We start from the raw sequence: 15,075 nt of genomic DNA on the forward strand, positions 1-15,075 counted from the left end.
GAAGATTGTCATTAAGGAGTGTTGTTGTGCCTGTCCATGTTTCTGTTCGGTTTTGAAAAATCGGCATTCAGCCTCTATAGTAATAATCTGGAACGCTAGCAGCAGGTTTAGCCATGTTAAAGTGTGGCGTGCTAATTTGGTCACTGACAGCAACGCTGTCCTCGTTTTATTCTGTCGCCGATATAGCTGCAACATTAGATGAAGCGGAAGATTATCTGACAGTGAACCCAGCGCGCACACTTATGCTACTGGAAAGCATCACGGAGCCAGCAGCGCTGCCGCTTGATACATTTATCCGGCGGAATGTTTTAATACTCAGAGCAGCAGTGCCAACCAATCAGATGGAGCTGTTGATCCAGACGTTAGACGCCATTTTTGAATATCATCTGCATCCATACTTTCAGCAACAACTTACGCCAATAACCAGCGCTCTTGGCATTTGGCTCAGGCGCAATAATTACTTAGATGATGCGCTGCACAGTTTTGAGTGCTCTAACAAATACGCCAAGACTGACCGACAACGTCAGACGCTGAGCAACAGCATGGCTTTGGTGGCCAGAGAGTTAGACGAAACCGAAAAAGCCCGTGCATTATTTGCCAGAGCCCGGCTGCTGGCAGAGCAGTCTGAGCAGATCAATGTCTTGGCGATGACCGAAAATAATCTTGGCTTACTTGCACTTGACGAAGCTAACATAGAACTTGCAGAACCACATTTTCGTGCAGCTTTGGCACATTACCAGTCTTTGAGTCTGCGTGCAGGACAAATCTCTGCCGGGGTCAACCTCTTGTTTGTTTTTTTGCTGCAGGGCGATTTAACAAATTTTCAACGCCTGTACAGCCCTACTGCCAGGCTGACCATAAACTTCCCGAATCAGGCTAAACAAGCATTGCTGTTTTGGTTGCATACCCGGTTTGAGCAATTGCAAGGACAAACCATTACTGAGCAAACTCGCCAGCAACTAAACGAGGCCTACCAGCAACTGGAAGACAATAAAGTGAAAACGTTGGTTCACCAGCATCTGGCGCCACCACTACAGGTTAACATTAAACTTCCTGAGCCGGTTGTACGCAAAGCCTTCAACCGTTCATGGTTTGACAACGTGATACTGTGTGAATGGCCACAGCATGATGCATAAAAAAGCTGCAGACAAGCTGCAGCTTTTTATCGCTTCTAACAGTTTATTGCTTGGTTATTGTTAGCTCTGGCGTTTCGGTTAACGTGGCATCTAACAGGAAGTTATATACCGCGTCGTCGGCGAATGTCATATTCAGATTGTCGTTACTGGCTTCTATTCGCAACGGATTACCTTCGGTTACCGTGGCCCCGTCGGCACCAGCGCCCATATTTACGGTAGCCCAGTCGCTGGATGCGACTTTAAACTCATAACTGCCGGCGCTGATACTGATATCCACGCTGTACAGGTTTGCGCCCAGATACGCAAAGGCGTCCACTTCACCCCAGCCATTCATGCCACCACGCAGGAACACGGTAGTAGCACCATAAGGCACATACTCGCGCACTGTCAGGGTTGGCGCCGCCGGGTTAACGGCATTCAGGGTGAACACATAGGAAGAGCTGTTGGCAATATCAATCCGCAGGTTGTCGTTGCTGGGTTCAATCACGATGGGAGTGTTAACCAATACCTGATTACCGGCTGCACCTGCCCCCAGGTTTACTGCTGCCCAGTCACTTGATGCCACTTTAAACTCATAGCTGCCCGCGTTGATATTTAAGGTAGCGCTGTAAATGCCGGCACCAGCATACTCAAATGCATCAACCACACCCCAACCATTCATACCGCCGCGCACAAAGACGTCAGTTGCTGCATAGGGCGGAATATCAGGCGCGCCCAGCGTGGCATCGGCCGCTAAACCGGCACCTTGCTGCCCCTGCTGGGCTTTAACAAACACGGCCATGCTATATGCTGGCACAGTAAAGGTGCCTTCGTCTGTACCGGCAGTAAAGCTGGCCATGCTCACCATATTATCTACCGAGGCCTGCTGTATAGGGTGCAAATCAAAGCCGGCAGCGGTCGGTACAGTGTGCGACCGCTCTTGCGCCGTACCGTTAATCATTACAACTAAGGCGTCATGCATCGGATCAAGATCAGCCAGGCCAGTGCCGTCGTCAATTGACATCACAATAACGCCCTGGGTCTGGTTGCTGCCGATATTGTGAAAACCTACCCGGTCCATTACAGCCTGGCCAGTGGTCAGACGGAACAAAGGGCTGCTGCTGCGAATGGCCAGAAACTCGCTAAACACATCAGAAGCAAACATAATGTCGTTACTGCTAACCCGGGTATTCGGGTTTAAAAATAAGGTCGCAATACTGTCCCAGGCAGTGCGGTTTTTTTCGGCCAGCGGTAAACCCACCGCCCAGTTGTTGCTTTGCATGCTGAAATCAACAAAGTTAAACCAGTCGCCTGAATCATAGCTGTCACGGTCCATTGACTTGGAGCGCAGGAAATCGCCGCCCATTTGCAAAAATGGAATGCCCTGGCTCATCAATGGAATGGCAATAGACATGTTCTGCGCCCGCACCCGCTCGCTGGCACTGAAGGTAGTGGGTAAGCGTGCTTGTAAAATATCCCACAGCGTTTCGTTGTCATGCTTCGATACATAGTTAATCACATCAGCCGGATCTTCAGCATAGCCCGCCGCCTGGCCATTCCAGTTTGCACTGGATGCCGGGCCGGTGATATCACGGTAATTTTTCAGCACATAGTTTTTTAAGGTACCCGCTAAACTGATACGGATAATATCCTGCTCGGCCAGATTGCCGTCGTTATTAACGCCGCTGAAAATGGCAGCGCTGCGCACGCCCTCACGAATACGGTCGTTAAAGCTACCGAACTCAGTGCCCGCCATATCCTGTTGCTTGGCCTGGGTAAATAAGCGGTTATTGGCTACTTCGCCAAAGTTCCAACCTTCACCGTAGAAGTAAGTGTTGGGGTCAACCGCCCTTACCGCGTCGCGCGCGGCTAACAGGTTTTCTTTCGGGTGGTGGCCCATGATGTCGAAGCGGAAGTCATTAAAGCCAAAGTCGCGGGCTAAAATCACTAACGATTCTTTAATAAACTTATCGAACATTTTATGCTCGGTAGCGGTGTTTTCGCAGCAGGTAGAGCGTTCAATATTACCGGTGGTTTCGTTATAACGGTGATAATAGCCCGGTACCAATTTATCGAATACCGAGTTATTAAACAGGCCCGAGCTGCTGGTGTGGTTGTACACTACGTCCAGTGCCACCCGCAGGCCAATATCGTTTAACGCTTTGACCATGGCGCGTACTTCTTTAATCCGCACTTCGCCTTCCGGGTTTGAGGCGTAGCTGCCTTCTACCGCAATAAAGTGATGCGGATCGTAACCCCAGTTAAAACCGTCAATCCGGCGCATCGATTCTACCAGCGCCTGAGCATCATCACTGTATGGCAGGTAGCCTTCCAGTAACGATTGCAAGGTTGCATTGGCATTTTCCACACCGCATACCGGCGCTGTGGCATTTAACGCACACAGTTGGGCAACGGTATCCGTTAAGTTAATGCGCCGGTTGGCACGCTCTTCAATATTGGCCTGATCGTTTAACGGTAATACGTGAAAATGGGTTAAACCATTGTCCGCCAGCTTTTTCAAATGCTGTACCGGCAGTGACTCCATCTCGGTAAAGGCCAGATACTTGCCGCGATTGGCCGCACTGGTACTCATATCGCGCACGCTGAAATCGCGCACATGGCCTTCGTAAATCACAATATCTTCCGGCGTAGCTACCACCGGCACCGTCCGCTCGCTCCAGCCCTCTGGCGCCAGGTCGGCATCGCCCAGGTTAACAAACTGGCTGTAAGCACCATTGGTAGACACACTCAACGAATAAGGGTCGGTACTTTCAATGGTTTCAACCGCGCGGGTTAACGGGTGATAAACTGTCACTTCATACCGGTAGAATTTGCGGTCTAATGCACTGCTGGCACCGGTGTACGACCAAACCCCGGTTTGCTGGTCCAGGCTCATCGGCTGGCTGGCGGCTAAGGTTTTATCGCTGTTGTACACTTTTAAGGTCATGCTGCGGGCAGTAGGGCCCCATACCGCAGCGGTGATATTGCCGCCTTCATAATGAATACCCAGTGTGGCGTCTAAGGCGCTGTCATCGCCGCTGGCATATAAATCGTCCAGTACTTTGGCAACCTGCACATAAGTAGCGCCAACCAACTCGCCGTCGCTGCTGTAGGCGGCCAGTGCCAGCTGGTTTTTCGCCATAGCTTTCGCTTCACCAGCGGTAAAGTCGGCACTAAAGGCTGCGGCATTGGCCATATGCGGTACCAGCGTGCGCTGCATATCGTTTAGCTCAACAGGCGTCAGCTCCATGCTGCTGCCAATCAGCTGATCATCGTTATTAACAACCAGGCTGGCATCGGTTGAATAAAACAGTTTTACCACAGGCACAGTATTTGCCAGGCCGGCATTCCAGATAAAGGTATTGGTATCAAGCCAGTGGCCGGCGGCACCCTGAATACTGACCCCCAGCGACACAATCGGGAATTCAAACACACTGCTATTGCCAGAGAATACCCAGTTCATCCGGGCAAAATCCGGGTCATCCTGCGATAACGGCATTTGCATATCCGGGCCGGGGTCTTTACCGGCGTCATCAGTACCAATATGGATAATAAAGTTACCGCAGGCATCTTCAGTACCGGCATAACCGGGCTTTAAATTTAAGATCCAGTAAGCACCATAATTCGGATCCACGCCGTTATGCACCAGACCGTTATCCCAGGATGGCGCAATAGAGGAAGGCTGATAGGCATCGCAGTTTTCGTTATTCCAGGTATGCAAGCGGTAACCGGTATAAGCACCATCTTGTGGCCGCTTGTAAAACAGCACGGCCTGATCCGGGCCGGCAAACACCACAGGTTGCGGCGCATCGGGGTCTTTACCTACCCGGCAACCGTCGTTGGTGTCATTCGGAAACTGGCCGGTAGGGCAGGAAAACGGCGGCGGATCAATACAGGCTGTGCCAGCACTGTTTGGTATTTGCGGCACGCTACAGGTTAGCAGTACCTCACCCGGGCTGGTGGAATCACCACAGCCGTATAACAGACCGGCAGTTAATGCCAGCGCGCTCATTCTGAGCATTTTTGTTGGGTTAAACATTATTCAGTTACTCCAGTGTTATTCTTTTCCTCGCCGCAGCCCGGCACCGCCGGTGTTGCAGCGCTATGCTGGGTTAAAACGAGTACACCGCACCGACAAAATACTGCCGGCCGAAAAACTGCAAGGTGCCGGTTTGCGCCGGCTGGCCAAAGTAGCTTTTGGTGGGTTCGTCGGTCAGGTTATTCACCTGGAACAATAACTTCAGGTTATCGTTAAACTGATAACCAAACTGGAAGTCCAACACCAGCTCACTGTCAAAATTAGTAATCTGCTCATCAATGCCCACCTGCGACGATACAAACGGTGAGCGATAACGGGCGTTAATCCGGGTATCTATCCCTTGGTATTCCCAGAACAGGGTGGCGTTAACCACATTTTTCGACAGGCCTTCAAAGGTGGTTTCGATAGATTCACCACCCAGATTATTAATCAGCTGCACTTCACTCTCGGTATAGGAGTAGCTCAGCTGCATGCCAAGGCCCGACCACAGATCCGGCAGGAAATTAAACACCTGGGTATAAGCCAGCTCGATACCGCGAATATAGCCACCCTGATCGTTATTAACGGCAGTTGAGAACGCACCATCGAAGGTGGTACGCGGCACGCCATCTTCATTGATAATCACGTCAGGCACCGCAAAGCCGGCGCCACGGAAGTCAAAACCCTGAATGGTAAAATCGTTGATAAAGGATTTAATATCTTTGTAGAACAGCGCCGCTACCGCAGCACCGCTACCAAAATAATACTCGTACGACAGATCAAACTGGTTCGCTTCAAACGGCCGCAGGAACGGGCTGTTGGAGCTGGAACCATTCACTTCACCATCGTCGCTGATGCTAATGGAGGTATTCGATGCCAGCCGGTTAATCGGCGGCCGCGAAATCACTTTAGCCGCGGCAAAGCGCAAGATGGTTTCATCAGTCAGACTTAAACTCAGGTTCAGGCTAGGCAGATAATGCGTGTATTTTTCACCTAGAATGCCAGGCGCATACTGGTTATTCACCAGGCCGGCTTCATCCACAATATTCTGCGCACCGCGCAGTGGGTCACCGCCGACATCGGTTAAATCGGTGGCCGACTGATCGGTAGTCACCCGCCGCACGCCAACATTACCGCGCAGTGGCAAATCGAAAATTTCGGTATCCAGGTTAGCCATCACATAGGCTGCCAGCACGTCTTCGTATACCTCACCGCTTTGCAATACCGACCAGCTGGTGTTCGCCGAGGCATTCGGGTCGCCGTTAATCACCCCCGGGTTACCAGCGCCCCAGGTTTGCACCGGCTGCGGGATGCCCTGCGGGAACCAGGCATTGAGCGCTTTATCTAAATCAATTGCCAGATAACTGGGATAGTTCGAAAAATCGCCTTTAAAATTCACCACTTTGGCCATATCGGCCGTTAAGCGTAGTGGCGGTTGTGAATTTAAAAAACTGCCATCACTGCCATATTCAAATACTGAACGGTCATTGGTGTATTTGCGTTCTGAATAGCGAGCGCCCACTTCAACCGAACGCAGCAGTGGCAAATCTAAGTCAAAGCTTAAATCCAGCCGCACGGCATTTACTTCATCGGTATTCACAAAAGGGTAAATACCGTATTTGCTGACCATCACCCGATCAATATCGCTAAAGGCTTCAGCCTGGTTAAAACCAATACTTGGCAGGTTTAAACCATTTAGCAAATAACTGATTGAAACATTGTTATCAAATACCGGATTGGCCACGGTGGCATCTTCTGCGACCAGCGCCCACAATAAGCCGTTTCTGAAATCACTGCTGGCACGGGAATGCGACACATCAAATACCAGGTTGGTACGATCGTTAATATCCCAATCAGCCTTGATGCCATAGCTGTGTACTTCATCGTAATCACGGTTGTCATCGTTTACCAATTCCACCCGGGTAAAGCTCTGGCGCGAGCGGCTGACATTGCCGCCAATAACCGAGGCGTTATTTAATACCGGGTTGGCATAATTGGCCTGCTCGCCGCCAAACTTTACCCGAAAACCGCGGGCAAAAGATTCACGGTCAAACTTGGAAATAAACACGTCGCCTTTCAGGCTAAAGGCATCGTGTGGCTGCCATTCCAGCGAACCCAGGTAACCATTACGGGTTTCTTCGCCGCCTAAATGCTGAATTTCAAAGCCTTCGCTGATAAATTCATTCTGGCCATTGCCGGTAACATCTTTCTGGCCGTTGTAAGCTAAACCAATAAACTGGGTGGCAACACTGGGCTGATACAAGCGGGCATAGCCCAGCGCCAGGCCCAGGGTATTGTCTAAAAACTTACCCTGGTAAGAAAAGCTCAGGCGATGGCCGGTGTCTTCGCCGTCGGGCACTTCGTTGGCCCGGTCGTTAAACATACCGCGCACGTTAACGTTAAAGCTGTGATCTTTATCGTTTTGCAGCACACTGCCGGTGTGTAATTCAACAGTACCTGCAACACCACCTTCGATTAACGAAGCCTTCGGTGATTTATATACGGCAGCAGAGTTAATCAGCTCAGACGGGTACTGATCAAATTCAATATTGCGTTTACCACTGGTCGACACCTGCTCGCGGCCATTCAGGGTGGAAAAGACAAAACCACCTGACATCCCCCGAATGTTAATCTCAGCGGCCTGGCCACCGGTACGTACCGCAGAAATACCCGGTAAGCGGGTTAAGGCATCGGCGATAGACACATCGGGCAAGGCACCCAAATCGTCGGCCGAGATGGTTTCCGACACCACATCGCCAAAGCGTTTACTGTCCAGTGAGCGAAACAGGCTGCTGGCAAAGCCTTTTACCTGGATCACTTCAACCTGTTGCTCATCTGCAGCAGGCTGTTCCGCTGGCGGTTGTTGCTGAGCAACCGCCAACGAACTTAGCCCTGCTGCACTGACAGCAAGGCTAAGCAGACTAAGCTTAAACTTATTCATACCTTCATCCCCGTTTTGTTTTTATTGTTGGTTGCGCCATCCATGCGATACGGGCCATCCGACTCGGGCACGAAATAATGCAGCCATAATTTTTCTACGGTTAGTTATTAACCTATTTGGGGCAACTGGCAATATGAATACGTATTCACAAGCGCTAAAATAGCGCAGCAAACGGCGGCATGCGCCCAAACTGGTGCAAACGGGCAGGGCTTTTCATTAGGGTTAACTCAGGCTATGTTACATAGCTGCAGGCTTAAACAAACTATCAGATAAGAAGGAAAGCGTTCGTTGAAAAAAACAGCCAAAAGTTCGGTGATGGTGTACCGGCTGGAACGCCTGCTGGCCAGCTTGTATGCCAATGATGAACACTGCTTTTTTCAGCGCAGTAAAACGTTTTTTGCGCATTATCGTCAGCAGCAAAAAACGCTGCATCAGGCCGAACAACACTGGCAGCAGTTGCAAACGCTGCAAACAGCCAGCCAGGCTGAACGCCTGCAGGCCCGCCAGCGCTACAGTGAATTACAGTATCAGGACGAAAAAGCCCGCTTACAGCGCTGGGCTGATTTACAAATGCTGGCAGAGCAATTGTTACAACTATCTGAAGGCGAGAATAACAACGAAACCCTGGTGTTTAGTGCCCGGCTGCTCGGTTGCCTGCAAATTATGGTACCTACCGCTAAGCGTCAGCGCGAACTGGTGCAATTTGCTTATAAACCGTTATACCGGGCGGTATTAACCTTACGTTTACTGGATCATTTACTGGCGCAACACATGCTGCACGACCCCACCCTGCAGGGCCATTATCAGGCGCGCAGCCGCCTTACCCCAGATGACTGTCCATACCGCCAGCATGTGCAGCTGCCGATTGTTATGGCAGTGTTGCTGCAGGATATTGGCTTATTGCACCCTGAAGCAACAAGCATTATTCAGGGCGAGCTGGCCCAGTTCGACCCGGGCCGGGCGCTCAGTATGCAAGAGCGGCAGCAGTTGCTGCAGGTCAGTAACGACGCCAGCCTGGCGTTACTGCAACAGGGTTTTGGCATAACGCCCTATAAAGGTAATGATAAAGTCGAACGCGACCATTACTTTGCCGCCCAGCAACAACGGCTAAAGTGGTTAAGCCAGCTGCTGCAATTAAACCCTGGCGATAAAACCTTGTTTGGCAGCGTCTTAAAAGTACCGCAGGTGTATACCTCTATTGTGTTGCCGGGCCGGCAACGGTTTAACTACGCCTTGCTACCCAAAGCCGCGTTGCTGATGCGCGAGGGAGCCAAACGCAATGAATACAATGGCCTGCTGGTCGATCAACTGCTACGGATCACCGGCCTGTTTCCGCAGGGCTACGGCGTGGTATTCGCGCCGCTGGGCGGCGATCAGCAACCGCTCGACCGCTACGAATTTGCCATAGTCAACGGCCTGTACCCGCAAAAACCCGAGCAACCCAATTGCCGGGTGGTCAGCCGCCAGCAGCAGTATCGCAACACCGGGCTGGATATCAGCCTGCAAACCGATTACAACCTGTATTTTAAAGTCGCCCGCCAACGGCTGGAGGTACTGCCCGAACACCGCCTGAAAGCTTTACTGAACGCCTTATACCAGGATGGCGAAGCGCGCTACCTGCGCAAACTACTGCCCCGCTGCTGGCAGCCCGAGCAGTTTTTTCATGAACCGGCGCACCAGAATTTGTGGCAAAACGCCACGCTAAAGCAAAACTGAAAGACGCTCGTGGAACACCTCATGTCGCGCTAATAAAAAATCGCTGACAGCACGCTATCAGCGATTTTTATTAAGCTTAAGAAAATTAAGCAGTTAGTTGTTTTTGAATCATCTCAAACAGCTGGTCTTTTAGCAGTAATCTTTGCTTCTTACGTTGCTCCAGATGTTCATCTGCCGTTGTTTCCACACCGGTTTCAATACGCCGTACTTCATGATCAATATCATGGTACTCATCAAATAAACGGGCAAAATGATTATTTTCCAGTTTCAATGTATGAATCACGTCTTTGTGTTCTGGCAATTCATGAATTAAATCGTGCTTCTCATTTAACATTAACAGTACCCCTAACGGTATGTGTTTGTGGTGCTACTACGTTAACACATAGCCAGTGCCCATGGTCTGATCCAGATCAACAGACCTCGGCGAATTACCGGTTTAACGCCCCAGGTACACCCGATAACCCCAGGCGGGCAATGTCAGCACAGCCGGTTAGTCATAGGGTAAAGATTAAGCTCGCTGACAGCAGCGATGTCATACTCCGGGCGTAAAACATAGTAGTGTCCTTTGGTGGTTAACCCCGGCTAATCATGGTTTGAATATAAGTATCATGATCAGGCAGCTTGCTTAGCGGCTCCTGCTTAATGGCCTGAATATTGGCCAGCATCTCGCGCAGTTTTTCGATACTGAAATTACTGGCAATCGGATGGTAGTCTTTCGGTTCAATGCCCTGGCCTAGCATCACCTGCAGCCAGGAGCTTTCCAGAAATAAGTCGTTTTGCTCGCGAAACAGCTGGCCGTTGTCGGCGAAAATTGCCATTTTCTGGCGCAAACTGTCCGGAATGGCTAGCTGCTGCATATCGCGCCAGAACTGGCTGTCGCTGCGTTCATTAACGTGATAATGCAAAATCAGGAAATCACGAATTTGTTCAAATTCCAGCTGAGATTGCTTGTTGTATTCGTTGATGGCACTCTGGCAAATACCGTTGTGCGGGAACAGCTGAATAAGCCTTACTACGGCTGACTGGATAAGGTGAATACTGGTCGATTCCAGCGGTTCTAAAAAGCCACTGCTTAAGCCGACCGCAACCACATTACGCTGCCATTGCTGACGGCGGCGGCCGGTTTTAAAGCGTAGAAACTTAGGGTCGGCCACGGCTTTACTATCCAGGTTCGTCAATAATAAGTCGGCAGCCTGCTGATCGCTATAATGGGCGCTGCTGTACACCAGGCCATTGCCATTGCGGTGTTGCAGCGGAATGCGCCACTGCCAGCCCGCACTGTGAGCAATAGAGCGGGTGTAAGGTAAGGTTTTTTCAAAGCGCTCTGACGGCACCGCTACAGCGCGATCGCAGGGTAAAAAGTGGCTCCAGTCGTCATAACCTGCATTCAGTTTGTCCTGAATAAGCAAACCACGAAAACCAGAGCAGTCGATAAATAAATCGCCGCTCAGCTCACGGCCATCTTCCAGCACCAGACATTTTATATCGCCATTCGGGTGTTGAAATACCTGCTGTACCTTACCCTCATGCCGGGTTACCCCCATTTGCTCGCTAAGCTTGCGTAAATAGCGGGCGTAGAGGCCAGCATCAAAATGGTAGGCATAGGGTAGTTCCAGAATACTGTCTTTGGCGTTAATCGGCGCAAATTTGCCCGCCATGGCGCAAAGGTAGTTTAAGTCGTACTGCCATAAATCGGTTTTATCACCATGCTGGCGGGCCCGCAGCCATAAATGATGAAAGTGACAAAACGCCAGGCTTTTGCCAGGTGCGCCAAAAGTATGGAAATAGCCTTCGCCTGGCACCCGCCAGTTATCAAATTTGATCGCCAGTTTAATGGTGGCTTTGGTTTCGCGCAAAAACTCAGCTTCATTAATACCCATCACATTGTTAAACAGGCGAATGGGCGGAATGGTCGCTTCCCCCACCCCCACAGTGCCAATGTCTTCCGACTCCACCAGTTCAATGTCAATTGCGCCAGCCAATACCTTTTTCAGTAAAGCCGCTGCCATCCAACCGGCGGTACCGCCACCTAACACCACGACTTTTTTCACTGCGTTATTCATAATCTCGTACTCGAAAAAAAGCCCAGCCCTTAAACCAGGCCGGGCTTTTACCAGGGAAAACCTGCACTGCCAGAGGCCAGCCTGTTGCTCAAGCAACCAGCTGAGCCTGGCAGAGCTATCAGAACTTGTAGTTTAACCCTAACATAAAGTTCCGGCCAAAACTCTGATAGTCAGTAACCTGACGGGCATCAGCGCCATTGGTTCTTAAGGTTGGCTCGTCAGTGATGTTTTGCACCTGGAAGGTGACCCGCAGGCCATCCAGTGCTGCAATACCCGACTCGCTAAAGTCATAACCAATCTGCGCATCCCACAGTTCAGCCCCACGGTCTTCAATGGTCGCCAGTGACAAACTTAAGCCACGGGTTTCACTTAAGAACTCATCACGTTTGGTGCCGGAAATCCGGAACTCAAAGCCTTTGTACTCATAGTAAGCAGTTAAGGTGTAGATTTCATTGGATAAACCCGGCACCCGGCCACCGTCATCCAGTTTACCATCCATAAAGGTGGCGCTGGCAACAATACCAAAACCATCTAACGATTGATGCAGAATTTCAAAAGGCAGACTGGCCTGAAACTCGTAACCACGAACAAAGCCCTGCAAGCCATCGGTTACCCGTGATAAACCGCCAACAAACAACACTGGAGGCAGGTTACCCGTTTCATTTGAAGACTGGTGGAAGCCCGGAATATACACGTCAGAGAAGTCAGCAATCACGGTTTCATTGCGGTGCCAGTTTTTCAAATCTTTAAAGAAGAAGCTGGCGGCAAAAAAGCCGTTGTCGTGGTAATAATTCTCGTAGGCTATATCAAACTGGTTTGCTTCCAGTGGTTTAAGCTTGGTATTACCGGCACTGCCGCCCCATGGGCTATTAGCAGGATCATTGCTCAGGATATTGCCATCGTTAAACTGGAAGGTTACCTGGGCATTGGGCCGCATATCGTCCATCCGTGGCCGGCTAATCACTTTTGACAAGGCGGTACGCACATACTGGCGATCGGCCACTTCAACACTGAGGTTTAAGGTAGGCAAAATATCGGTGTAGCTATCGCTATCACTTACTGGCGTGGCCACGGTAAAGCCCTGAGCATTACTGGTGGTACTGAAACCTTGACCGCTTTGCTTGGCATTTACCACTTGCAGACCAAAGTTACCCTGCACCATCATGCCAGCCACTTCAGTATTTAAATCAAACTTGGCAAAGGCAGTGGTCAGTTTTTCATCAATTTTATAGGTGTCACCAAAACGGCCGTTTTCCAGCAGCGCGGCATCGGTTTCGATATAGTAACCACTGTTATATAAACCTAAGCTGTCATACGCCGTTACCCCGGCAATACCAATAAAGCTTAAATCGGCCACACCCAGTGGGTTAGGAATGGCTACATCGCCCGGCCAGCTTGGTGCGGTTAAAAAGGCACCGTTGTTAATTTTGGTTTTTGAACGTTCCTGATATACCAAGCCGGTTTCAATGCCGGTGATAATACCCCAGTTCACAAAACCATTTAGTTGCAACCGGATGCTATCCAGTGTTTCTTCAAACTCAGGCTGGTTAACAAAGCCATCCTGCGCGTTAGTACTGCCAGCAAACTGTGGAATTGCACCAAGAGCTCCACCCCAGCCTTGCGGTCCGGCTAAGCGCATCAGGCTGGCATTGGTATAGTCAACTGACGGCAGGCTTGGGTGGTCGCTGTACATCACGCCTGTTGGCGTCATGGTCCAGCTGCGGGCTGCCAACGGCCGGCCATCGATACCGGCCCGGCCAACACCTGAGTAACTTTCAACATCGGTAATGGTTTTTTCCACTTTACCGCTGGATAAATCCAGTTGGGCGCTCCAGTCGTCGCTTAGTTCATACTCCAGGTTTAAACCAAAAGTCAGCAAATCGGCTTCCTGACGGCGGGCATCGTTACGCACTACCGAATGAAAACCATCATAGTAACCCGAGGTAACCAGGCCATTTTCGACACCGGTAATGGTGTAAGCGCCAGTACCCCACTCAGCGCCACCTTCTTCCAGGCCGCGACGAATGTCGTTTTCAACAAAGTCGATATATAAGGCGTCAAACTTAACGGTAAGTTTATCGCTTGGCATAAATTCGATAATAGCCGCGAATGAATCACGCTCGAGCATGGCGGAGCGGGTAAAGGAGTCATGACCACCCAGCACTACTGTGCCTGCAGGTACCGCTACCGTATCGGTTGCCCGGCGTGGGTTTTCAAAATTGCCGTTAGCATCGCGATTCAAGTTGACGTCAGCATAACCCCAACCACGGAATTGCTGCTCCTGGCGTGGCGTTTCCATTGATGACACTACCAGCGCAACGCCGACTGTGTCGTTTAAAAATTTGTCGACAAAGTTAATCGAAAAACGATGGCCCTTGTTATCGAAATCAGGGTTGCCTGACGAATAATCATTTTGCTCAAAGTTAGCGTTAAAGGTCAGGGTAGATTCGGCTGTGAGTGGCCGGATGGTTTGTAAGTCGATGGTGCCACCAATGCCCTGTGCCAACACGGTTGCATCCGGTGTTTTATACACGACTGCGGTTGAGACAATTTCTGATGGATATAAATCGTATTCTACGCCGCGGTTATCTCCCATACCCAACAGCTCACGGCCATTTAATGAGGTACCCACGTAGTTTTCGTTAAAACCGCGCACCGATAAACCGCTGGTGCGGCCATTACGACGCTCACCGGCCAGGCCGGGTAAACGCGCCAACGATTCGGCGATACTGGTGTCAGGCAATTTACCAATGTCTTCAGCCGATAGTACTTCTACTACCGAGCTTTCACTCATTTTAATCGCCTGGGCGCGTTGCAAACTGCCCCGATAGCCGGTAACGGCAATCACTTCGATAGCATCTTCTTTAGCCTGTTCGGCGGCTTCAGCGCTTTGCTGGGCCACTGCAGCTGAGCTGGCGCCGGCTGCAATCAGCGCGACAGTCAGCATATTTAATTTAAAGTTTTTCATTACCCTTATCCCCGGTGAGGTTGTTATTTTCAGGCCGTAATTCTCACCGTGCTTGTAACGATACGACGATGAAAGCTTACCAACCAACTTTTACTATGGTCATTTATTAAACTTATTCGGGCCTAAGCTCAACATGAATACGTATTCATAAGCGGCTTTATGCACAATGCCGGGGCAAAGCGGCTACTTGGCGCACAATTGCGGTGCGCCCACTGCCATCGGCTTTGAATGCTGGCCAGCTAAGCCGGCTTTGT

At 50.5% G+C, this 15,075-nt stretch carries 7 protein-coding genes; 2 read left to right on the top strand and 5 right to left on the bottom strand.

The window, feature by feature from the left end; all coding sequences use genetic code 11:
• Window positions 1-113 precede the first annotated feature (113 nt).
• Window positions 114-1,136, top strand: coding sequence for a tetratricopeptide repeat protein (locus tag WG68_RS11615; RefSeq protein WP_046557871.1), 1,023 nt, complete (start codon window positions 114-116; stop codon window positions 1,134-1,136).
• 43 nt (window positions 1,137-1,179) lie between these two features.
• Here the strand turns inward: WG68_RS11615 and WG68_RS11620 are convergent, their stop codons facing one another.
• Both WG68_RS11620 and WG68_RS11625 read right to left on the bottom strand, forming a co-directional pair.
• Window positions 1,180-5,154 (bottom strand): alpha-1,6-glucosidase domain-containing protein, encoded by a 3,975-nt coding sequence (locus WG68_RS11620; RefSeq protein ID WP_046557872.1) that lies wholly within the window; start codon window positions 5,152-5,154, stop codon window positions 1,180-1,182.
• A gap of 73 nt (window positions 5,155-5,227) precedes the next feature.
• The gene (locus WG68_RS11625) at window positions 5,228-8,074 is read right to left on the bottom strand and encodes a TonB-dependent receptor (RefSeq protein ID WP_046557873.1); all 2,847 of its coding nucleotides are present in this window, start codon (window positions 8,072-8,074) and stop codon (window positions 5,228-5,230) included.
• Between the two features lie 288 nt (window positions 8,075-8,362).
• Here WG68_RS11625 and WG68_RS11630 point away from each other — a divergent pair, with 288 nt between their 5' ends.
• Complete coding sequence (locus tag WG68_RS11630; protein ID WP_046557874.1) at window positions 8,363-9,790, top strand: hypothetical protein; 1,428 nt, start codon at window positions 8,363-8,365, stop codon at window positions 9,788-9,790.
• Window positions 9,791-9,875: 85 nt separating this feature from the next.
• Here WG68_RS11630 and WG68_RS11635 read toward each other — a convergent pair whose 3' ends face one another.
• The 3 genes from WG68_RS11635 to WG68_RS11645 all read right to left on the bottom strand — a co-directional run bounded on the left by WG68_RS11635 (window position 9,876) and on the right by WG68_RS11645 (window position 14,821).
• Window positions 9,876-10,124: a YdcH family protein gene (locus WG68_RS11635; RefSeq protein WP_046557875.1), complete on the bottom strand. Its 249-nt coding sequence runs from the start codon at window positions 10,122-10,124 to the stop codon at window positions 9,876-9,878.
• A gap of 238 nt (window positions 10,125-10,362) precedes the next feature.
• Entirely contained in the window at window positions 10,363-11,853 is a 1,491-nt protein-coding gene (locus WG68_RS11640) for a tryptophan halogenase family protein (protein WP_046557988.1), read from the bottom strand.
• Window positions 11,854-11,971: 118 nt separating this feature from the next.
• Complete coding sequence (locus WG68_RS11645) at window positions 11,972-14,821, bottom strand: TonB-dependent receptor (protein WP_046557876.1); 2,850 nt, start codon at window positions 14,819-14,821, stop codon at window positions 11,972-11,974.
• Window positions 14,822-15,075: the final 254 nt, after the last annotated feature.

The organism is Arsukibacterium ikkense (assembly GCF_000987775.1).
Taxonomy (GTDB): Bacteria; Pseudomonadota; Gammaproteobacteria; order Enterobacterales; family Alteromonadaceae; genus Alishewanella; species Alishewanella ikkense.